Source organism: Paenibacillus xylanexedens (assembly GCF_017874615.1).
Taxonomy (GTDB): Bacteria; Bacillota; Bacilli; order Paenibacillales; family Paenibacillaceae; genus Paenibacillus; species Paenibacillus xylanexedens.
Window position 1 is genome coordinate 266603 of sequence record NZ_JAGIKV010000008.1, and the last position, 21661, is coordinate 288263.

Here is a 21661-nt window from a genome sequence, read left to right on the forward strand (position 1 = left end):
TTCACCTCTTACGCATATGATCTTCTAGCGCGGAAATATCCTGGTACCAGTCTTCAAGCTGGTGACCTTCCTGTTTATGCTTTTTCAACTTCTCAACTAGCAGTGCATCCAGATCCTTGAAAGGAATACCGAGCCTGCGGCCCAATATGTAACTACTCATAATCAAACTGGCAAGACTGTCCCCGATTCGAGTTGTACTGCCTTCCCATAACGCCTTGAATAATCGGGATACCTGATCAAGCACTTCGGTTTTCAGCCATTCAATCACTTTAGCGCGTTTGGCTACATCCAGTTCTTTAGGCATTTGGCGAAAGTCACTCTCCCCCGAAAAAGCTTTATTCTCGATTATAGCATAAAAAGAGGGCCCGCAAAATTACCCCAAAAAGCGGAGAAGTTCTCCGAAACTGATGTCAGGTACTTATGCGGAGTCCTCCGTACATCCTATCGACCTATATATTAGTAAAAAACTTCGAATGCGCCCCTGGTTCAGGACTTCTTAAGTTTAACATGATACCGGACGGCTGTGATTATCCCTAATGACACAATAATGTTTAAATTCGTAACAGACTTACTTAGCCTTGATCGATTCTTTGGCTACAATGCCCTCGCAGTACTCAATAATCTGACTCCGTCTGACAATACCAATGAACCGATCCATATCATCGACCACAGGAACAAAGTTCTGAACTTTAGCCAGATTAATCAGGTCCTCCATGTTGGCGTTAATGGATACAGGTTTAATATCCAAGCGAAGGGGAACATCCTTGAGCAAGAACTTTGAAGCGTTTTCAAATGAAATCTTTCCCTCGGCATTCTTCATATACCACAGTAAGTCGCCTTCGGTAACCGTACCAATATATTTGCCCTCTTTATTCAAAATGGGTACCGCCGTAAAACGATGATATTCCATCCGTTCCAACGTTTGCCGCAGCGTAGAATCCGACGTCACGCACGTAACCTCTTGTTTGGGTAGCAAAAAAAATGCGATGTTCATACCCTTGTGTATCCTCCTTGTGAATTTCTTCGTTCAACTTATCTCGCTCAACTTATATTATACGGATCAGAACGCAGGATGTTCCAAAAGGATAATAGTTCTCAATACAAAGAAAAAAAACAGCAGCCCGCGAATAAACGTACTGCTGATTGTGGTCTACAACACATCATTGGTATGGAATTGGTTATTCAATCTTTTGCCGGTCAGGGATCATTACTTCACCGGCTGGGGTCGATTGATCCATCCAGTTGTTAATCAGTTCCTTGGCATATTGGACATCTTTCTCATCAGCCTGACCATAATAGATACCGTCTTTTTTCATCCCCTCACCCAGAATGGTGAAGCTTGAAATCTGAGGTTTCTCCTGAGTAAGCACCTGTTTAGCCAGATCAATAATGAAAGAAGCTCGCATATCCGTCTGGAAGCTGTCTCCCATGATCTGAATCAATTCCGGAATTTTGGCGATTTGATTCAAATTCAGCATCTCATTCGCCATCGCGTTCAGGAAAATCTGCTGCCGCTTGGTACGATTAAAATCGCTATCCTCACGGTATCTTACATAATACAATGCTTCCTGCCCGTCATAGATCGGCTTACCGCCTTCAATCGTGAATTGAACATGATCCGGGTTCTTGTTCACAATGTCCTCATCAATTGGCAGTTTTACACCACCAAGCGCATCAACCACTTTTTTGATTCCGTCGAAGTTGATCGTTGCATAGTAACCCACATCAGCATCAAGAAATTTCTCCACGGTATTGATGGACATATTCTCCCCACCAAAAGCATAGGCATGCGCCAGCTTATCATAATCATCTTCGCCGTCCTTGTTGGCATCCCGTCCTACAATCTGCACATACGTATCACGTGGAATGGATACCAGAAGTACACGGGATTCCTTCGGACGTACTACAGCATAGATGACGGTATCCGAACGTCCTCGCGTTTTCTCATAGGCGCGTTTGTCCGAACCGAGCAGTAATACGGAGAAAGGTTCCTTACGGTATACCGTTGGATCAGGCGTGTTGTTGCCTTCTTGCGGTACATAAGAGCGGGATAGCTGATCTTCTACCGAACCGGCGAGAAACAGATCAAATGCCGCTACAGCCAGTTGCTGACGGAACAAATAACCTCCAATTAACAAGACAACAAGTGAAACGAGCGTTATATATAGGCCTTTTCTTCTTTTCTTCTTCTTATCTTTAGTTCTGCTTTTCATCCATTGATTCCTTCTTCACTGTCAAAATGATAATCCATAATACCAATTAAACGTCTGGGATGCCTTGTGACTCGGTGTTCTCTGAAGTTTTCTCTCTCTGGAATCAAGACACCGCTTACGCTCGTTCTATTGTAATCATTGCAGGACCAAGAAAAGTTACAATCCGGTTAAATTGAAAAGAACAGCGACTCCTTTTTAGCTACAAAAGGTGCACTGTTCTCTTCATTTTCACACGCAATCCTATCCGTTTGTGGATACACTTTCCACATGATGACTCTTCTCTTTTTGACGTAGACGTCCCGTTATAAGCGCAGCTACCAGCGTAAGCACACTGAATACCACCGCAGACCAGAAAAGGCCATTGTAACCCTGACCTGTCGTTTGATGCACTGCCTGGAGCAACACATCACGGATACCTTCATCAGGAATCTGGGACAGGCCCTCTGTCAGACTGGATACATCACTCCCTGAAGCTCCACCGGAGGCATATTGCTCTAGCATCTCCGGCGGCACCTGAATTCCTTTGTCAGCGAATCCTGCCTGAATGTTGGACCCCAGATTAATGAAAGAACGTGCCAGGAATCCAGCGAAAATCGTAGGTGCAATAGCCATCGCCATCTGGCGGAATAACGAGCTGGTCGCTACCGCGATGCCTTTGTTGTTCTCCCCCGCCTGTTCCGTGACAAGTACATTAACTGGCGCACCAAGCATCATGCCGAAACCGATACCTACGAGTGTACTCGCGATGACAAATTGCCAGATATGCTCCACCCATAGCGGGAACAGCAGGAATCCAATGGCAGATAGTAGGCCCGCAACCGATAACGTCCAGATTGGCCCTTTGCGGTCAACGAGATATCCACCTCCACCTGCCCCGATGCCGGATGCCAGCGCGAGCGGAGTAAACCAGTACCCGGAAGCTGTATTGGATACGCCGAGATATTGTTCAACAAATCCGGGAATAAAGATCACCGAGGCCAGAATGGCTCCCGAGAAAAAGGCAATCAGCAACGTCCAGCGAAAGGACGCAATGCCCAGAAGCTGTGTCGATACAACAGGTTCACGTTCAGATCCTTCCAGCCTTTTTTCCATGAAGTAAAAGATCACCAGAATGATCACACCTGCCAAGAAAAAGCCGTAGAACATCGGTGATCCCAGGCTTTGAAGCATGTTCACACCGTTCAGATTGCTGAAGCTATACATTAAACTGAGTACACCCAACGTTAGGACAGCAATGCCGCTCCAGTCCACTGCTGCACGATTCAGTTCCTGCTCTTCCTGAATAAATCGAATACCTGCAATGAATAGCAGAATGGCAATAGGTACATTGATCAGGAATAACCAATGCCAATTACCAGTCAGATCCAGTATAAAAGCACCGACATTTGGTCCCAAAATAGCGGCAACACCATTCATACCTCCGAGCAGACCCAAGGCTGTACCTTGTCGCTCCGCCGGGAACTTGCTTAATACGTATGAGCTGGCAATGATAAAAATCCCACCACCGCCCAAAGCTTGAATGACACGAGCAATCAGGAAAAAGGTAAACGATGTGCTCAGCGCGACGAGCAGGGACCCGATCCCAAACAACGCCACCTCTATCAAAAATAGTTTCTTGCGACCATAACGGTCCGACAGTTTGCCCGCAATAGGTACACTCACCGCAAGCCCAAGCGTGTAAAGCGTAATCGTCCATGCTCCCCATGTTGGCGACACACCAAATGATGCATTTAAGGTGGTCAGTGAAGAGGTGATGATCCCATTATCCAGCGCAGCCATAAATACCCCTATGGCAAACAGGATTAGCGGCCATTTCATTTGTTTTTGCATCACATGTTACCTCCTGATCAGATCGTAAATTTAGTATCGTACAGTTGGTTCGGTACATATATATTAAACTGAATTGAATAATAATGACTCACTGGTCATTTTAAAACAAAAGAAAACCATATGTCAATTTAATAATATGGTTATATGGATCAATTTACCTCCAATTCGATAAAATAGAGCTGCCACTGCCACACGTTCAGTCGAACCTGCGGGACAGCCCTCATATCTTATCTAACATACTAACGCTTGCGTAGTGCTTCAATAATCTGGTCTGACTCGGTTTGTATGACAGGTGGATCATTGGCGCCCTGAAGGTCTCCTTGATGATGCCTATGTACGCCCTTTCATTTTGAGCCCGAAAACCCATAGTTGAATAACTTCCGAGTCTCCACAAAACGCCCTTCACGAGTATCTGTTCCAAATACAACTGATATCAGTCTTTTACCATCACGTTCAGCTGTCCCCACAAAATGATATCCGGAATCTTCATCATACCCGGTCTTTAATCCGTCATTCCCATCATAAGCATACGGTCCACCAATAGAGGACAACATCCAGTTCGTGTTACTCATGTACATCCCTTTTTGGTGCATTGATACTTGCATTTGACTGGAGATTCTTAAAATCTCGGGATGGTTATTCAGCAGATATCGCGCAAGCTTGCATGCATCTATAGCCGTCATTAAGGTCTGCCCTTGTATATCCATCGGACGGTTAGGACCAAGCAGTTTTTCACTGAGGCCCGTTGAATTCGTGAATTGTGTATCCTCAGACAGCCCAATCTGAGTTGCTTTTTGATTCATCTGTTGCACAAACTTCTGCTCTGTACCACTGATATGTTCAGCCAGAGCAACCGCTGCATCATTGGCTGAATAGACAGCTACGATCTCGAACAACTCCTGCACGGTGAACTGCTCTCCCTGTTTCAGGGTCAGTTGACTGCCCCCCACGGAGCTGGCATACAGACTCACATTAACAAGATCATTCCAGCCTATATCACCATTGATCACGGCCTCCATTACTAACAGTTCTGTCATCAACTTACTGACGCCTGCCGGAGCAATCTCTTCGGAGCCGTTAAAATCCATTAAGATCTGTTCAGAGTTCATATCCATTAATACCGCAGATTCAGCTTTAATTCCCGGTTTGCCTACCAGCATGTCCGGTTTCACACCCAAATATATAATAAGCAAGAGAGCTAGCAGCATACCTGCCCGTTTCCACCATTTTTTCATAAGATGATCACCTCTTACCTATATAGACGAAGTAAAGAGGCATTTTGTCTGCACTTTTTTGAAAAAAAGTTAAATTTTTTTTATTTTTTGGTTACAAAAAAAACATGAACCCCATACACCCATGCCAGAGTGTACAGAATCCATGTTTTTAAAGACACTTTTTATTCATTTTCCCAGGAGAATTCTTCATTAATAATCTAACAACCGACATCTTAAAGGACCCCAATCCTTACAGTTGCTAATTTAAGAATGTTTTACTGAGCTACAACTGCTTTGTCTGCATTAACTTGCAGGTCGCTCAGGTAAACGCCTGTTCCATCACCAATCGCATAGTTCATTACACGCTTGTTAACTGGTGCTACAACTGCACGATACAGTGTAGGGAATACAGGAACTTCATCTACCATGTATTGCTGCCATTGATTGTAGATCTCTTTACGCTTGTCTACATCGAATGCTTCAGCAGAGATACCTTGTGCCAGCAATTTGTCATTCTCTTCGCTGGAGAATCTGGAGAAGTTGTAGAGTGCATCGCGGCCATACAGACCAGATGGATCTACGTCAATACCAACGCCCCATGCTGCTTGATACACATCAATTTTCGGATCATCTTTACCTGTGTTACCTACACGGTCATAGAAGCTGTTGAACTCAACCATTTCCAGGTTTACTTTCAAACCAATAGCTGCCCATGATTGAACATAATAACGAGCCAATGGTTCAGCTGTGTCGCCACCAGTCATGGATACAAAGTTGATTTCGAGTGGTGTTCCATCCGGATTCGTACGGAATTCACCATCCAATTTATAACCAGCTTCGTCGAGCAATGCTTTCGCTGCTTCTGGATCATATGCTACACCCTTATTGTTGGAATCATGGAATTCTGGGTGAGATGGTGGAATCAAGGTTGTTGCATTCCAACGCAGGCCATTATAGAAACGTTTACCTACTTGATCGTTATCTACAGCCATCCACATGGCTTTACGCAAGTTTTTGTCGCCCATTTTTGCTTCAGCATTGCTTACAACTTTTCCGTTCTCTTCATCCCACGTACCCAGTTTGAAACCGATGTACGTATAAGCACGATCGATTGCGCCCAGGAATTCTACGTTGGACAGGTTAGCATTGTCTTTGTATTGATCTGTCGGGAATGCATCCACAAGATCTACCCCGCCAGATTTCAGTTCTTGAACAACCGTTGTCGGGTTGATAACTTTCAGAGTTACACCATCCAGTTTTGGAGCTCCACGCCAGTAGTCATCGTTTTTAACAAAAGTTACAGACTCACCTGGAGTGATAACATCCACTTTAAATGGACCAAAACCAATTGGTTTTTCACGTACTTCTTTGGAAGAAGACATTTTTGCTACATCCATATCGCCGAAGATATGTTTAGCCAGTGGATACGTCCATACGCCACCTGTCAGCAGGGACGGAGTAGATTCTTTATACGTAATGCTGATTTGTTTGTCGCTCAGCACTTTAATACCAGAGATTGTTTTTGCTTTTCCAGCATGATACTCGTCCATACCTACTATGCTAGTAAAGTTGGAGTCATAACGTGGACCATCATACGCTTTGTTACCAATAACTTCATAAGCAAATTGCAGATCTTCAGCCGTTACCGGCTTGCCATCATGCCAGTTTACGTTGTCACGAATGGTCAGTGTGAACGTTTTTCCATCTTCAGAAGTTTCATATGTTGCTGCACCATCGTTGGTGTACACATAGTCTTTATCCCAAGTCAGCAAACCTTCATCGAACCATTGCAGTACCTGAACATCCGGGTTACCGGAATAGAAGTTATAGTTCAGTGTACCTTCAAAAGCAGTATCCGATACAAGTCCGAATGTAATCGATCCACCCTCGATCGCAGTACCCTCATTCGTTTTGACATTGTTGAAGTCTTCAATGGAGTAAACGCCCTCTTCATTAGCAGGTTTTTCCTCCGTTTTTCCCTCTTCTGTGTTGGAAGCTGGAGCTGGAGTTGCTGCTTCTTTCTCAGAGCACGCTGCGAGCACCAATACAAAGACCAACATCATCGTGAAAAATAGTCCCCGTGAAAATAATCCCTTTTTCATGAACCTTTCCTCCCTTTTTTTAACCTCTTCTTTGTCTTGCATCAGTCGCACGCTTTAGGGCTTGACCGACATTATTTATACTCAACATCAATACCAGAATCAGTACCGATGCGGGTAGCCATATCCACCATCTGGATTCCAGGGTTTGCGGATTACGTGCATAACTTACGAGTGTTCCAAGACTAGGTGTACTTTCGGGAAAACCAAATCCCAGGAAAGATAACCCTGATTCGAGGCCAATGTTGGCAGCGAGATTCAATGTCATCGTTACGATGATAATGGAGCTCAGATTCGGAAGAACCTGTGAGAAAATGATCTTGAGATGCGATGATCCCAATGTTTTTGAAGCTTTTACATATTCAAGTTCTCTCTCCTGCAGTGCCTTAGACCGAATTAATCTAGCAATTCCCATCCATAGGAAGGCAGTCATGATTAGCGAGAACGAAACAATATTATATTTGGGTACCGCTGTAACAAACGCGATAACAATCATCATGAACGGGAGAATCATGAAGAAATCCACGATACGCATGAATATATTGTCAATCAGTCCTCCGAAATAACCAGAAAGTATACCGATTACGATCCCCAAGAAACCTGTCATTACCGTAACTAGAATGGCAATGGATAACGAGTTCCTAGTTCCGATGATTAGTTGTCCAAATACATCACGACCTCCGTAATCTGTTCCTAACCAGTATTGTGCAGAAGGCGGCTCATACAAAGCGAATAGATCCACTTTAACAATTTCATCTTGATCCAGGATCAGAGCAGTTCCATAGACTATTAATAAAACCAGTCCCAAAAATATGAGCGAGATTAGTGCCATCTTATCCCGGACAAGCTCTCTCCATAAGATACTCAAGCTGGAGGGGCTCTTATCAATCTTCTGTGAAGTTACAACGACATCATTGGCCTTGCTCATCTTATTCACCCCGAAATCTTCAAGTTCTTACTTGATCCGTATACGCGGATCTACTAATCCCAGAATAATATCAGATAACAGCGAACCCAGGATTGTAGCTATACCAAATAGCAGGACAAGTGCGGTTACAACACTGAAATCACGAAGAGAGATTGAGGTAAGGAACAGCTGCCCCATGCCTGGGTAACTGAATATACTCTCAATGAAAATAGTACCTCCGATAAGTCCTGTAATCTCATAACCGAAGAATGCGGCAATCGGCAGTAGAGAGTTCCTCAAAATATGTCTGTTGTAAACTCGTGACTCCGAAGCACCCTTGGCTCGCGCAGTAAGAACGAATTCTTTATGCTTGATATCAATAATTTCGCTACGTAAGTATTGAACGGTTGATACCGTAGTAATCAGTGCCATGGATAATGCCGGTAATAACAGATGATAGAACTTGCTTGTAATGTAACTGAATGTTCCTGGTGTAAGTCCAGGTGCCACGCTGCCCCCCGTTGGGAATAACCCAAAGTGGAAACCAAAAATCCATAACATAACCAGTGCAAAAATGAACAACGGTGCTGCGAACCCCAGATAGGTGTAACCCGTAATTAACCGGTCAGACCATGTATCATTATAACGACCACTGATAATACCAAGTGGGATCGCGATCAAATATGTGAAGACAAGTGTTGCAAAAGCCAGCCAAAATGTATTTGCAATTCTTTGACCAATCAGATCAGAAACTGGCATCTTGAATCGGAAAGATTGTCCGAAGTCGCCCTGTGCGGCATTTCTGATCCAGTCCCAATACTGTACATACCATGGATTGTTAAGTCCAAGTCGTTCCCTCTGTTCATCCAAAGCTTTAGGATCAATACTTGGATCGAGCAATCCGGTTAGTGCATCTCCTGGCATGGCTTTGGCCATCAAAAATACCAAAAGACTTAATAAAAAGATTTGAGGGATCATAATCATGATTCTTCGTACTATTATTTTCCACATATGGCCTTCAACCTTTCTGAGGTAGAGCTACTCGGTGAGTATCGGAAATGGATTTGAGCGAGTATGCAAGCCCTTCCTCATCAAAGAAATTTCGGTATGAATGTTCATACTCGGATTTGACCTGTTGACGGAAGGCTACCATTTCCTCTCGTTTGGTTGGGTCCATATCCGGAATGGCTGCAATGAGACGTTTGGTATAGATGTGTTGTGGATTCTCAAAAATATCATTTGTTGTGCCCTGTTCCACATATCGACCTTTATACATAATTCCAATCTGATCACACATATGACGGATGATGCCCAGATCGTGACTGATGAACAGATAGGTCAGATTTAATTCTTTTTGAATTTCCTGCATGAAGTTGAGTACCTGAGCCTGTACCGATACATCGAGTGCAGATACAGGTTCATCAGCGATAATTAACTTCGGCTTCAGTGCAATAGCCCGTGCAATGCCGATCCGTTGACGCTGCCCCCCTGAGAATTCATGCGGATATTTGTAGATTGATTCCGGACTCAGGCCAACCTTTTCAAGTAATTCTCTTACTTGTCTTTTTTCCTCGGTAGCTGTCAGACGCTCATAGTTACGAAACGGCTCAGCGATAATATCGATAACCCGCTTCTTTGGATTCAGTGATGAATATGGGTCTTGAAAAATCATTTGTACATCCCGCTGGAGCTGCCTGTTCTTACGTCGCTCCGTAGCCAGATTTTTGCCGTTAAACAGGATCTTTCCGTCAGTGACATGGTTTAGCCCAATAATGGCTCTGCCTGTTGTTGTTTTTCCTGAACCTGATTCGCCAACCAGACCATAGGTCTGTCCTTCTTCAATGGAGAAGCTAACATCATCAACAGCCTTTACACTGCCAATTTCCCGTTTAAGCAATCCACCGCGAATCGGAAAGTGTATCTTGAGCCCTTCTACTTCGAGTAATGCCATTATGTTATTCCTCCTCAGCTTTGGTCAGGGAAATGAAAGTGCTGGTAACAGGTACACCGTACAAAGTGACCTGGTGCAATTTCATGCATCTGTGGGTTCTCTTCATGAGCCGATTCACTAATCCATGGAATTCGGGCTTTGAATCTGCACCCTTTGCGAGGAAGATTTTTGAGTGATGGTACAATACCTTGGATGACATGCAATTTGGATCCTTCTTCAGACAGGGTGGGAATAGAGTTCAACAGTGAGCGGGTATATGGATGCTTCGCATCGTTCATCAATGTGAAGATATCTGCGATTTCAACAATTTCGCCTGCATACATAACTGCAACGCGATCAGCCATCTCAGCTACGACACCCAGATCATGTGTAATCAGAATAATGCCTGCGTTAATTTCATTCTTCAGATCACGGATTAGCTCCAGGATCTGTAGTTGAATCGTAACGTCAAGCGCTGTCGTTGGTTCATCGGCTATGAGTAATTCCGGTTTGTTGGCAATCGCAATGGCAATAACAATTCTCTGTCTCATACCACCAGATAGTTCGTGAGGATACTGCTTGTATATTTGTTCGGGACGTGGAATCCCTACTTGATTCAATAAGTGAATGACCTTTTCTCTCTTCTCTCTGGAAGACAGCTTGGACTGATGAAGTGTGAGAATCTCTTCAATCTGTTCACCAATAATCATTAGAGGGTTTAGTGCGGACAATGGGTCCTGAAAAATCATGCCCATTTCTTTGCCGCGTAGCTTGTTTAACTTGCTTGGGGAGATGTTGGCAATATCTTGTCCTTTATAGAGGATCTGGCCTTCGATCTTTGCTTTGTTATGCAAACCCATAAGAGAGAATGCAAAAGCACTTTTACCTGACCCGGATTCACCTACAATTGCCAACACTTCATTTTTCTTCACCGTAAGGTTAACGTGATCCACTGCTGCATAATAGTCATCTTCTATTCTGAATGATGTTGTTAGATTTCTGACTTCCAATAGCTCTGTATTCAAATCAATCACCCTAACCCCATAATTTCCGTAGATTGTATTCGTGTGTAGAGAAATGCATCCACTGTATATTTCCAAGTTCTTGAAGATAACGAACACTAGCTTATACAAAATACCAAATTGTTAGGAGAAACAAGTTTAAGAGACTTATATTTAGACCATTGGTCAATTAATGTTGATAATTCCTAGCGGAATTATATATCAAAATAATTAATGTAATCATACGTGTAATTTTAGCTAACGTCAATGCTTATTTTGAGATTTTTGGCATAAATGTTTTCTATACTACAGATTTGGATATTATTAATATAATAAAGGCATATAGTAGGGAATTTGAGAGGTGTTATCATGTTTTTGGCTGTGAGGTGTACATAGGCAATTAGTCAATTTAACATATACATAACATAGCAGTTACATCTAGTGTATGTGTACGTTTTGATTTAAGTAGACATTCTTAATTTTGCGTGAGGTAAATGTTACATATATGAGTGGTGATTATTTCTCGATCTATAGCTGAATTTTATTGAATCGACGCCGTTATGCTTACAATTGAAATAATATGTGCGATCAGAGTAAAAAATCTAGTTAATCTAGTATAGTTTTATTTATTTGCTAATGTAAAGACCAAATTGTAATCTTTTATCATTTATTTTACAAAAGAAAGAAAAAAGCCCTGCAAAATGCAGAGCTTATCTAATATTTATTCATTTAAGTGTATATATAATACCCTTTACTGAGAATCAGGAGGTCTTTTACCACGTTTTAACTCATTGATATTCAAGCCGAAATCCATCTGCAAGTGAGGATAGTCCGGAAAGTTTGCCCAGTCTCCACCCCAAGTGAAACCTAACTCTTTGGCAAGATCCACAATTTCCATCCAGTCTGCCTCGCCATTGCCGTTATCATCACGTTCCATATCCCACACCACATCACCCCCAGGCGTCCTCAGTGCAAAATCAATTGCCAATCCGTAGTTATGATATGACTCACCACCACGTGCATTAGTAACGATATTGCCTGCGCTTGAGCGTCCTTGGTTAAATAGTGCATCTTGCTCCTCGGAACTTCGGTAGCCGTGGGTGATAACAATCTCTATTCCACGTCTCGCTGCCTTACGTACCAATAATTTCTCATTTTCTGCTACCACAGGATGCAGGCCGGTGATTGGCACAGCTTCTTGGATTGTTGTCCCGGGCCACATGTTATCTATATCACCTTTTTGCTGTAACCACACATATATAATGGAAAGTAAAAGAGTAGCTATAATCCAAGTTTTCAGACTCTTTTTTCTCTGTTTGCCTTTACGTTTTGATGTATTCATATCCACTCCTGGTGTTTATTCTGAAATAAACAGCTATTCCTGCTGCCTGAACCTTTTCAGTAGATTAGACTCTATTATAATTCATTTAAGCCGTGAATGCTTCTATCACCATAGTATTGAATTGTTCCATTTGTTAGAGTGGATCTGTTACTTCTATTGATATATACAAAAAAGCAGTCGGCTATAAGCCGACTGCTTCGTATGCAAGCTGAGTAAAACTACTCAGTTGTGTATGGCAATAATGCGATTTGACGGGAGCGTTTGATTGCAATCGTCAGCATGCGTTGATATTTAGCGCTAGTACCTGTTACACGGCGTGGCAAAATTTTTCCACGTTCGCTGATAAATTTACGAAGCAAGTCCGTATCTTTATAATCGATGTGAGTAATTTTGTTAGCTGTGAAGAAGCACACTTTACGACGTTTATTACGGCCGCCACGACGTGCCGGTCTTTTATCGTTGTCTCCGCCTTCTCTTTGCTTGAAGCCCATGCTTTTCAGTCCTTTCCTATCATGTAACCCATATCTCCTAAGAGTATCAGCTCATGTTAAAATGGCAAATCATCATCCGATATATCAATCGGTTTTCCGTCATCGGAAAAAGGATCCTGATTGTTGCTACGCGAATTATTGTTATTGTTCGCGCGTCCGCCGCCTCCATAAGAAGGCTCTTCACGCATTGGTTGCCCACCGCCGCCACCGCTATTATCACGGTTAGCTGACTCCAAGAAACGGACATTATCGGCAATGACTTCGGTCACGTATACACGTTTTCCTTCGTTATTCTCGTAGTTCCGTACTTGAATGCGTCCTTCGACTGCAGCCAGGCGTCCTTTGCGCAAGTAGTTCGCACAGGTCTCGGCAAGCTGTCTCCAGGTTACGACCGGAATGAAATCGGCTTCCTTTTCTCCCCCTTGGCTTGTAAACGGTCTGTCCACTGCCAAAGTAAATTGCGTAACTGCTACTCCTGCTGGAGTGTAACGCAACTCAGGATCCCGGGTTAACCGGCCGATCAGAATGACACGGTTCAACAATGTAATCCCCTCCTTCAGAGCGTATTGGTGCGTTAATCACGAGTTGTCTTAAGCAGACTTAACGTCGTTGGTAATGAGATAACGAATTACTTCGTCAGAAATCTTCATGAGACGCTCAAGTTCAGTTACAACTGCTGGTTCAGCAGTGAAATGTACCAGAACATAAAAACCATCACGGAATTTCTTGATCTCATACGCAAGACGGCGTTTACCCATAACGTCGTGAGCTGTAACTTCACCACCGCCGTTGGAGATGATGCCTTGGAATTTATCGGCTGTAGCTTGAACAACTTCTTGCTCAATGTCAGGACGAATAATGTACATCACTTCATATTTGCGCATAATTTTCACCTCCTTATGGACTCTGGCCCTCAATCTAGGTTGAGAGCAAGGAACGAGCACAAACTCGAACTATATTAATATAACAAATACCGAGTCAAAGTGCAAGCAAACGTTCCCTGTACATATTGGCACATGATCACCCGGGCTATGGAGCACACTACAGAGGCAACAATGTAACATATTCTGCAGAGGAGGTTTTATCATGGGTGAAAAAACCGAGTTTGAACCAGGAGACAAAGCCCCAAACGATGGAGAATACACGGAAGTTGGGGAAAAAAGCTTTGTCTCGGAAATTCAGAACCCGAAGCGGGTAACACTGCAAAAAGGTGAAGCTTTTCCCGAAACAAGCAATCATAATCGCAAGTGGAAGAAGCTGACCAAAGCCCGCGTCCATTAATCGCAATACTTTTTGACGATCCATGTATATAAAACGAAATAAAGCACATAATACAATCAGGCGGTGCACGAGAGAGGTGTGGTTCCGTTGGACAACGAAGCCGATCATTCGCTGTTGGAGATTCATCACGTAATTTAAGAAGCAAGTGGTTATGTGTAGTAAGGCCCTTCGTCTGAAGCACGCGTATTGCTACGTGCAGTACACCAAGTGTCTGATTGTTACGACCGATTGTTTCCTAACAAACAAATGCACCGCCGGATAAAGAGCCCTTCGGGGCTCTTTATTTTTCGTTTTAGTCATTAATGATGCATCTGATATGGATACGTGTTCAATACATATTCGATGAAACCTTATACAAAAAAAGACTTTCCTAATGGAAAGTCTTCTTATCGATCTTTTTATTAAACTCAATGTGTATTGAGTAAATTACAATTGAAGTGGCGGAAAGGGTGGGATTCGAACCCACGCACGCTGTGACACGCCTAACTGATTTCGAGTCAGCCCCCTTGGGCCTCTTGGGTACCTTTCCGCAGCAATATTGATTATAGCATGATCATTTACAGAACGCAACACTCATACGGAGCCTGCATGTAAACGCTATTTTGACTACCAAATCCCGAATGTTTGCAAGATCAGGATTCAGTAGAATCTTCTGCTGAACGCAGTACCTTCTTCATGTTTTTCTCGAATTTCGCTCTTGGAATCAACACGCTATGTTTACATCCGACACACTTGATTCGAATATCCATACCCATACGAATGATCTCCATCTCATTGCTGCCACAGGGATGCTGCTTCTTCATCTGCACTGTATCCCCAAGCTGGAAACTTTTACGCTCCACCTGTGCCATCCCCCTCATCTTTCTCCAAAGCTACTGCCTGTTCCAATGCGGCTTGATGACTCATTTCATGATACTCCAGCGTTTTTTTCACATCGCCCTGAATCTGACGTTCCACCGAAGCACGAGAGTTAGGTATACATTCAGCCACAATTCGCACCACATACTCAGATGTAGACATAGACTGTATACCGAGCACATCCGGCACCTTCACAATATTTAGGTCACGCTCTTCAATCCCAACCAAAGACTTCTTCACCAGATGTACAGACTCATCGAGACTTAAGTCCGCCTTCATCGGAATATCCACTACAGCCAGCGAATTCGACATGGAGTAGTTCGTTACACTTGCAATCACCCCGTTTGGGATAATGTGCACCTCACCTTGCCAGCTGACCAGTTTGGTTGTTCTAAGTCCGATCACTTCAACCGTTCCCTTGTAGGTTCCCGTCTGAATAACATCCCCCACAGCGAATTGGTCCTCCAATATAATGAAGAAACCGGTAATAACATCCTTGACCAACCCCTGTGCACCAAAACCAATGGCAAGCCCAAGCACACCGGCACTCGCGAGGAGCGGCCCAACTTGAATATTGATCTCAGATAACAGTAGCAGAATCATAATAAAATTACATGTTATGGAGATCGCATTTTTCAACAGTTCCCCTACGGTTACGAATCTGCGCGGATTCACGCGAATCCTGCCTTCCTGCTTACGTTCCATGGAACGATCTATAATTCGATATACGACCTTAATGACAATACGGGTAATGATAAAAATAATGATGATCCGGATTGAGCTGAACATAATGTTAAGCCACATATCGGGATCTGCAATTTTGTTCCAGACTTTATCCGTCCAACGAAGGGCTTCATTTACAGCACCAGCGGCACCACTATTATCCACTTGAGCAAACTGAAATGACAACATTCATCATCTCTCCTCTACATCGGTATGTTATCATAGCTTTCTTCTGTTTTGAAATAGAGGCCTCGGATCTCTACGAACTCGTTACGAATGATCTTCTGCACTCGCTCCAGATCCTCTTTTGGAAACTGAATACATAACGCACACCCTGCTGTAATTTCTTTTGGTGTAGGGAACAAATCAATCTCTATCTCGGCAAACTCCAGCAGCATTTCAGCACGCAATGCCTGCTGGGTTGAATCAAACGCAATCAGCATCCAATCGTTAATCCATTCGTCCATGTCCGGCTCCTTTCGCCATACGTCCAACCCTAGAGAAAAAGCTTGTCCTCGTGAAGTATAAAACGCTCTACCTTTCCATATACTGTTACTACTATTCCAAGGGAAAGGATAGATCCTATGAATCCTACTTCGCGTTCCTTTTCATCACAAGACATGACCAGTTTGAAAATCCCCCACACCGATCCAGGCATTCACTTGGCCATTACCCATCGTTTAATGTTTCACCTCTATAAAGCCCATTCTCTGCAAAATGTAGTGATTGTCTGCATCGGCACAGATCGCTCAACAGGCGACTGCCTTGGTCCTCTGGTCGGATCAGCCCTTTCCAAGTGGGACAGCCCTTTATTCCATCTATATGGTACCTTGGATGAACCAGTCCATGCGATGAACCTGCAAGATACACTCCACAACATACAGAAAACACACCATAACCCTTATGTGATTGGCATTGACGCCTGTCTCGGACAATCATCCAGTGTGGGATGCATTCAAGTTGTGAATGGTCCACTCAAGCCGGGTGCGGGGGTAAATAAAGAATTACCGCCGGTCGGCGATATCCATCTGACAGGTATCGTTAACGTCGGCGGCTTTATGGAATACTTTGTTCTACAGAACACACGGCTCAGTCTTGTTATGCGCATGTCCGAGATTATATCCAGCAGTCTATACTCGGCCATCCGGGAATGGCATACACGTTCTACTCTGCTTGCTGTGCCAGAGTAATAGCTTCCTTTTCCTCTGGGGACAGAGTATACGTGGACTCTCCCCCTTTAAGAGGTTTGGCATATACGTAAGAACCGTCACGGTTATATATCCCCGTAAGGATCATGCCATCCTGGCTATCGTTAATCATAGCCATTGAGAAGCTCAGATCACTGCCACGCTCTCCATACGCATTGTATCTTTTCACGCCAACTTTACCTTGAATGCGGGTCAGCTTTTGCATGACAACTTGCAGCTGATTCGTTTGCAGTTTGTGTTCATCCTCAATGCTGTCCATCTGAATTTTCAGATTAACCAGCAACGATTCCAGGTCCTCTACTCCACTGCCAGCCATCATGGCTTCATATTTACGTTTAAACTTTCGTAACTTTGCCCCTTGAACAATACTCACAATCAGCAAGATCACCGTAAGTAATGCCATTCCGCCAATAATCCATAACAGCTGTTCCAGAATCAGCTCGTTTAATTCAGCCATGTAATTGCAACTACCCCTCTATATTTTTGATCAGATTAACGTCTGTCCTGTAATATTATCATTCATTATAAATCAACCCGATATCCATAAGCTTAATCAAGCAACCCTGTATCAAATGAGTTCATCATTTCAACTCTAATCTAGTCTGTCCCAGTCAATTCCAACACTGCCTTAACGAGTGATTCCACATGTTCTCTAGTTGAATTGTATCCCACACTGGCCCTTACTGCTCCGGTAGCGGTTGTACCAGCAGATTCGTGTGCAAGCGGTGTGCAATGAAAACCGGACCGAACTGCAATCCCATAATTCCGATCTAATCGGAAGGCGAGTTGTGCCGAATCATATCCATCCACAGTAAAAGATACTAATCCGGTGCGTGGCTGTCCAATCTCTGGACCAAGCATTCGAATGCCCTTAACGGATGACAGCCCATCCATTATATGTTGGGTCAGTTCCCACTCATGCTGGTAGATGACCGCTGGTGTCAGCTCAAGTACATGCTTCACACCCGCATTCAGTCCTGCGATCCCGACAGTATTCGGCGTCCCCGCTTCATACCGATCAGGACGTACCTTTGGCTGCTCCAAAGCCTCTGACTGACTTCCTGTCCCTCCATGAAGTAAAGGCTCTATATCGAGCCCTGGAGCAATGTACAAGCCCCCTGTACCCTGAGGACCAAGCAGTCCCTTATGCCCTGGAAAAGCCAACATATCAATGCCCAGTTGTTGTACATTCACAGGCATAACCCCAGCACTCTGCGCCGTATCTACCAATAAGATCGCCCGATGTTTACGACACAGGAGCGAAATTTCTCCAATAGGAAGAATACTGCCAAGCAGATTGGAACTATGTGTACATACCACTAATCTGGTATTCGAACGAAACATACGTTCCATTTGCATCAGATCAATAGCTCCCGCAGCATTAACAGGTACATAATCAATCTCAACATTTCGAAGTCTTCGCAAGTACTCCAGTGGTCGTCTGACTGAGTTATGTTCAGCCATGGTGGCAATCACATGGTCGCCCTCTCTGAGCGAGCCTTGAATAGCTAGATTTAGCGCTTCTGTCGTATTTGATCCGAATGCAATATCATTCGCATTTTTGATTCCAAAGATATTGGATATGGATTTTCTCGCCTCGAACAATACGCGACTTGCCTGAACAGCCATACGGTGACTTCCTCTGCCAGGATTAGCTCCGGCAATCTCCAATGCACTCAACATCGCATCACCGACAGCAGGTGGTTTGGGCCAAGATGTTGCTGCATGATCTAGATAGATAACTCCCTCCACCTTACAACCACCTCTGTCCCATAAATTAATAATTCGCCTGCACATATTGCACATATAACCCTATAAACAAAGAATGACATATCGTTTCTCCATGGTACAGAGGCGATATGTCATGACATGAGTAAGCCCCGCATGTTGTTAATGAATCATAGACCCGACTGTTATTGTAACAATTCCAATAGCCGTTCTAGATCCTGTTGACTGTAGTAGTTGAGCTCAATTTTACCTTTATCTTTATTGTGCTTGATTTTCACTGTTGTTTTGAAACGTTCACGAAGAGATTCTTCCAATGTATCAATGAATGGATCTTTCTTTTTTAACTTCGATTTGGCTTTAGCCTCACCTGTTTTGGAGCGATCCAATTGTTGAACAGCTTCCTCCAACTCACGTACACTCCATTGCTGATCAATGGTCTGTTTCGCAAGTTGCTTCACTATAACCTCGTCTTTCACACCCACGATTGCACGTGCATGTCCCATCGATAATGTTCCACGTGAAACATGGTCTTTTACTTCTTCGGGCAATGATAACAGACGCAAGAAGTTAGCAATGTGAGAACGTGATTTACCTACTTTTACAGACAACTCTTCCTGAGTCAACGCGAATTGATCCATTAACCCCTGATAAGCAACTGCAACTTCCATGGCGTTCAGATTCTCCCGTTGCAGATTCTCAATCAACGCAATCTCCATTACCTGCTGATCACTGAAGTTGCGGACTACAGCCGGTACCGTGGCATTACCACAATATTGCGAAGCTCTGAACCGTCGTTCTCCGGCGATAATCTCATAACCTCGTAATACAGGACGAACAATAATGGGTTGTATGACACCATGCTGACGAATGGACTCAGCCAGTTCATGTATTGCGCCCTCATCAAATACTTTACGTGGTTGATAGGGGTTAGCCCGCAGTTGACTAATCGGGATTTCTACGACTTTATCATCGTCATTAATTGAAAGCGAAGGAATGAGGGCATCAAGACCTTTTCCAAGCCGCTTACTCATAAGAAATCACTTCCTTTGCGAGCTCTAAATACACTTCCGCCCCTCTTGAACGAGGGTCATACGTAATAATGGATTGACCATGAGATGGTGCTTCACTAAGCCGTACGTTACGCGGAATAATCGTTTGATATACTTTTTGTTGAAAATACTTTTTCACTTCTTCAATAACCTGAATCCCCAGATTGGTCCGCGCATCAAACATCGTCAGCAATACCCCTTCAATCTGCAGGGATGTATTCAGATGTTTCTGTACCAGACGAACCGTATTGAGCAACTGACTTAATCCTTCAAGTGCATAATACTCACACTGAATCGGAATGATCACCGAATCGGAAGCAGTCAACGAATTGATCGTTAACATACCAAGAGATGGTGGACAATCGATCAGTATGTAATCATAGTTTTTTTTCACCATGGCGAGTGATTTTTTCAGGCGAACTTCCCGTGATATCGTGGACACCAATTCGATCTCGGCTCCGGCAAGCTGAATCGTTGCAGGTATGATATGAAGGCCTTCAATCTGAGTCTCCAAAATCGCTTCTTGAGGAGGAACCTCATTAATAATGACATCATATATACAATTAGCCACATCTGCTTTATTGATTCCGACTCCGCTGGTTGTATTCCCCTGAGGGTCAATATCGACAAGCAATACTCTTTTCCCGAGTGAAGCCAGTCCTGCACCCAAGTTAACAGATGTCGTCGTTTTCCCCACACCGCCCTTTTGATTAGCTACGGCCATAATCTTAGACAATTACTTCACCTCAAATAAAATAGGAGTCTTTTCTGTAGGTTGTGAGATATTGTTAACAAAAAGCAGGCGGCTATCGTCCACACAAACAACAACTACCGTTCCATCAATATACCGACCGTTCTTTAAACATGTCAGACCTAACTTGCTTTATAGACATAAAAAGCGGCCCATTGCCGCCATAAGCTTCAATTATTTGCGTTTTGGAATATGGATAACGATCTCATAATGATCCTCATGGTCTGCTTCTTTTGTTTTGATGTCCAGACCAGAGCCAGTTACCATATCAATGGATTGGCGAATCGTATTAAGTGCAAGCCTTACATCCTTGGTAAAGGAAACACGTCTAGATTTTTTAATCTTGGAAGATTCCTTGTAGAAGGCAACACGTGCCTCTGTCTGTTTCACATTCAATTCTTTTTCGATAATCTCACCGAGCAACTTCATCTGCAGTTCTTCCGTATCCAGAGAAAGTAATGCTCTTGCATGCCGTTCAGAAATTTTGCGTTCCATCAGTGCCATCTTGATTCCATCCGGAAGATTTAACAACCGAATTTTGTTCGCGATGGTAGACTGGCTTTTACCTAATCGTTGTGCAAGGCTCTCCTGTGTCAGTTGATGCAAATCTATCAATTTCTGATAAGCAACTGCTTCTTCAATGGAGGTCAATCCTTCACGCTGCAAGTTCTCAATCAGTGCAATGGATGCGGCCTGAGAGTCGTTGAATTCACGCACAATAGCCGGAATCGTATCCAAACCCAATTTTCGAACTGCACGCCAGCGACGTTCCCCGGCAATAATCTCATATGATCCATTTCGCACGCGAACGACAATAGGCTGAATTACACCATGTGTTTTGATCGTCTGCAACAACTCATCAATTTTATCATCATCAAAAATAGTACGGGGTTGATATGGGCTGCTCACAATTTCATTAACCGGAATTTGTTTGATCTCATCTCCGTTATTGCGCTCCGCCAAACCAAACAACTTCGAAAATTGTTCTTTCATTCCGCAGATTACCACCTAGTTTCGTAATAGCTCCCACAGTCTT

Annotated in this window: 24 protein-coding genes and 1 tRNA gene; 2 read left to right on the forward strand and 23 right to left on the reverse strand. The window is 43.6% G+C overall.

Features of this window, described 5'->3' with window-relative positions; translation table 11 throughout:
* Nucleotide 1: 1 nt before the first annotated feature.
* From J2Z28_RS13200 to rpsF, 14 genes are all read right to left on the reverse strand, one after another.
* Nucleotides 2-304, reverse strand: a complete 303-nt coding sequence (locus tag J2Z28_RS13200) for a MazG-like family protein (protein WP_017691445.1) — start codon at nucleotides 302-304, stop codon at nucleotides 2-4.
* A 264-nt stretch (nucleotides 305-568) separates the two neighbouring features.
* Nucleotides 569-994: a CBS domain-containing protein gene (locus tag J2Z28_RS13205; protein ID WP_017691444.1), complete on the reverse strand. Its 426-nt coding sequence runs from the start codon at nucleotides 992-994 to the stop codon at nucleotides 569-571.
* A 184-nt stretch (nucleotides 995-1178) separates the two neighbouring features.
* Nucleotides 1179-2213, reverse strand: a complete 1035-nt coding sequence (locus tag J2Z28_RS13210) for an LCP family protein (protein WP_036671869.1) — start codon at nucleotides 2211-2213, stop codon at nucleotides 1179-1181.
* A 240-nt stretch (nucleotides 2214-2453) separates the two neighbouring features.
* On the reverse strand, nucleotides 2454-4043 hold the full coding sequence (locus J2Z28_RS13220; protein WP_211082856.1) for an MFS transporter: 1590 nt from the start codon (nucleotides 4041-4043) through the stop codon (nucleotides 2454-2456).
* A 344-nt stretch (nucleotides 4044-4387) separates the two neighbouring features.
* Nucleotides 4388-5278, reverse strand: coding sequence for a D-alanyl-D-alanine carboxypeptidase family protein (locus J2Z28_RS13225; protein WP_074092891.1), 891 nt, complete (start codon nucleotides 5276-5278; stop codon nucleotides 4388-4390).
* Between the two features lie 254 nt (nucleotides 5279-5532).
* Nucleotides 5533-7359 carry an oligopeptide ABC transporter substrate-binding protein gene (locus J2Z28_RS13230; RefSeq protein ID WP_211082857.1) on the reverse strand — a complete coding sequence of 609 codons (1827 nt, stop codon included), beginning with the start codon at nucleotides 7357-7359 and terminating at the stop codon, nucleotides 5533-5535.
* Nucleotides 7360-7378: 19 nt separating this feature from the next.
* On the reverse strand, nucleotides 7379-8284 hold the full coding sequence (locus J2Z28_RS13235) for an ABC transporter permease (protein ID WP_211082858.1): 906 nt from the start codon (nucleotides 8282-8284) through the stop codon (nucleotides 7379-7381).
* Nucleotides 8285-8311: 27 nt separating this feature from the next.
* Nucleotides 8312-9274, reverse strand: coding sequence for an oligopeptide ABC transporter permease (gene opp4B / locus J2Z28_RS13240; protein ID WP_211082859.1), 963 nt, complete (start codon nucleotides 9272-9274; stop codon nucleotides 8312-8314).
* Nucleotides 9275-9281: 7 nt separating this feature from the next.
* On the reverse strand, nucleotides 9282-10214 hold the full coding sequence (locus J2Z28_RS13245) for an ABC transporter ATP-binding protein (protein WP_047841027.1): 933 nt from the start codon (nucleotides 10212-10214) through the stop codon (nucleotides 9282-9284).
* A 14-nt stretch (nucleotides 10215-10228) separates the two neighbouring features.
* Nucleotides 10229-11218 (reverse strand): ABC transporter ATP-binding protein, encoded by a 990-nt coding sequence (locus tag J2Z28_RS13250; RefSeq protein ID WP_026081379.1) that lies wholly within the window; start codon nucleotides 11216-11218, stop codon nucleotides 10229-10231.
* Between the two features lie 727 nt (nucleotides 11219-11945).
* A complete protein-coding gene (locus tag J2Z28_RS13255; RefSeq protein ID WP_211082860.1) occupies nucleotides 11946-12536 on the reverse strand; it encodes a M15 family metallopeptidase in 591 nt (196 codons plus the stop codon).
* Nucleotides 12537-12754: 218 nt separating this feature from the next.
* Entirely contained in the window at nucleotides 12755-13027 is a 273-nt protein-coding gene (gene rpsR / locus J2Z28_RS13260; RefSeq protein ID WP_017691433.1) for a 30S ribosomal protein S18, read from the reverse strand.
* Between the two features lie 56 nt (nucleotides 13028-13083).
* Complete coding sequence (gene ssb / locus J2Z28_RS13265; RefSeq protein ID WP_017691432.1) at nucleotides 13084-13569, reverse strand: single-stranded DNA-binding protein; 486 nt, start codon at nucleotides 13567-13569, stop codon at nucleotides 13084-13086.
* A gap of 48 nt (nucleotides 13570-13617) precedes the next feature.
* The gene (gene rpsF, locus J2Z28_RS13270; protein ID WP_211082861.1) at nucleotides 13618-13911 is read right to left on the reverse strand and encodes a 30S ribosomal protein S6; all 294 of its coding nucleotides are present in this window, start codon (nucleotides 13909-13911) and stop codon (nucleotides 13618-13620) included.
* A 202-nt stretch (nucleotides 13912-14113) separates the two neighbouring features.
* On the opposite strand from rpsF, the gene J2Z28_RS13275 reads away from it, so the two are divergent.
* Nucleotides 14114-14308, forward strand: a complete 195-nt coding sequence (locus J2Z28_RS13275) for a YjzC family protein (protein ID WP_105406420.1) — start codon at nucleotides 14114-14116, stop codon at nucleotides 14306-14308.
* Nucleotides 14309-14746: 438 nt separating this feature from the next.
* Here the strand turns inward: J2Z28_RS13275 and J2Z28_RS13280 are convergent.
* From J2Z28_RS13280 to J2Z28_RS13295, 4 genes are all read right to left on the reverse strand, one after another.
* Nucleotides 14747-14837, reverse strand: a tRNA-Ser gene (locus J2Z28_RS13280).
* Between the two features lie 103 nt (nucleotides 14838-14940).
* On the reverse strand, nucleotides 14941-15150 hold the full coding sequence (locus J2Z28_RS13285) for a DUF951 domain-containing protein (protein ID WP_211082862.1): 210 nt from the start codon (nucleotides 15148-15150) through the stop codon (nucleotides 14941-14943).
* Nucleotides 15140-16078 carry a mechanosensitive ion channel family protein gene (locus J2Z28_RS13290; RefSeq protein WP_211082863.1) on the reverse strand — a complete coding sequence of 313 codons (939 nt, stop codon included), beginning with the start codon at nucleotides 16076-16078 and terminating at the stop codon, nucleotides 15140-15142. Before J2Z28_RS13290 ends, J2Z28_RS13285 begins: the two co-directional genes overlap by 11 nt.
* 14 nt (nucleotides 16079-16092) lie before the next feature.
* Nucleotides 16093-16356, reverse strand: a complete 264-nt coding sequence (locus J2Z28_RS13295; protein ID WP_211082864.1) for a putative Se/S carrier protein — start codon at nucleotides 16354-16356, stop codon at nucleotides 16093-16095.
* A gap of 117 nt (nucleotides 16357-16473) precedes the next feature.
* On the opposite strand from J2Z28_RS13295, the gene yyaC reads away from it, so the two are divergent.
* Complete coding sequence (gene yyaC, locus J2Z28_RS13300; RefSeq protein WP_211082865.1) at nucleotides 16474-17079, forward strand: spore protease YyaC; 606 nt, start codon at nucleotides 16474-16476, stop codon at nucleotides 17077-17079.
* Here the strand turns inward: yyaC and J2Z28_RS13305 are convergent.
* The 5 genes from J2Z28_RS13305 to noc form a co-directional block, all read right to left on the reverse strand.
* The gene (locus J2Z28_RS13305; protein WP_036611960.1) at nucleotides 17054-17554 is read right to left on the reverse strand and encodes a DUF4446 family protein; all 501 of its coding nucleotides are present in this window, start codon (nucleotides 17552-17554) and stop codon (nucleotides 17054-17056) included. The genes yyaC and J2Z28_RS13305 overlap by 26 nt on opposite strands.
* A 140-nt stretch (nucleotides 17555-17694) precedes the next feature.
* Nucleotides 17695-18849 (reverse strand): aminotransferase class V-fold PLP-dependent enzyme, encoded by a 1155-nt coding sequence (locus J2Z28_RS13310; RefSeq protein ID WP_211082866.1) that lies wholly within the window; start codon nucleotides 18847-18849, stop codon nucleotides 17695-17697.
* A 161-nt stretch (nucleotides 18850-19010) separates the two neighbouring features.
* Nucleotides 19011-19856, reverse strand: a complete 846-nt coding sequence (locus J2Z28_RS13315; protein WP_036611964.1) for a ParB/RepB/Spo0J family partition protein — start codon at nucleotides 19854-19856, stop codon at nucleotides 19011-19013.
* Complete coding sequence (locus J2Z28_RS13320) at nucleotides 19849-20610, reverse strand: ParA family protein (protein ID WP_036611966.1); 762 nt, start codon at nucleotides 20608-20610, stop codon at nucleotides 19849-19851. The genes J2Z28_RS13315 and J2Z28_RS13320 overlap by 8 nt, the downstream gene beginning before the upstream one ends.
* Before the next feature lie 189 nt (nucleotides 20611-20799).
* Nucleotides 20800-21618: a nucleoid occlusion protein gene (gene noc, locus J2Z28_RS13325; protein WP_211082867.1), complete on the reverse strand. Its 819-nt coding sequence runs from the start codon at nucleotides 21616-21618 to the stop codon at nucleotides 20800-20802.
* Nucleotides 21619-21661: the final 43 nt, after the last annotated feature.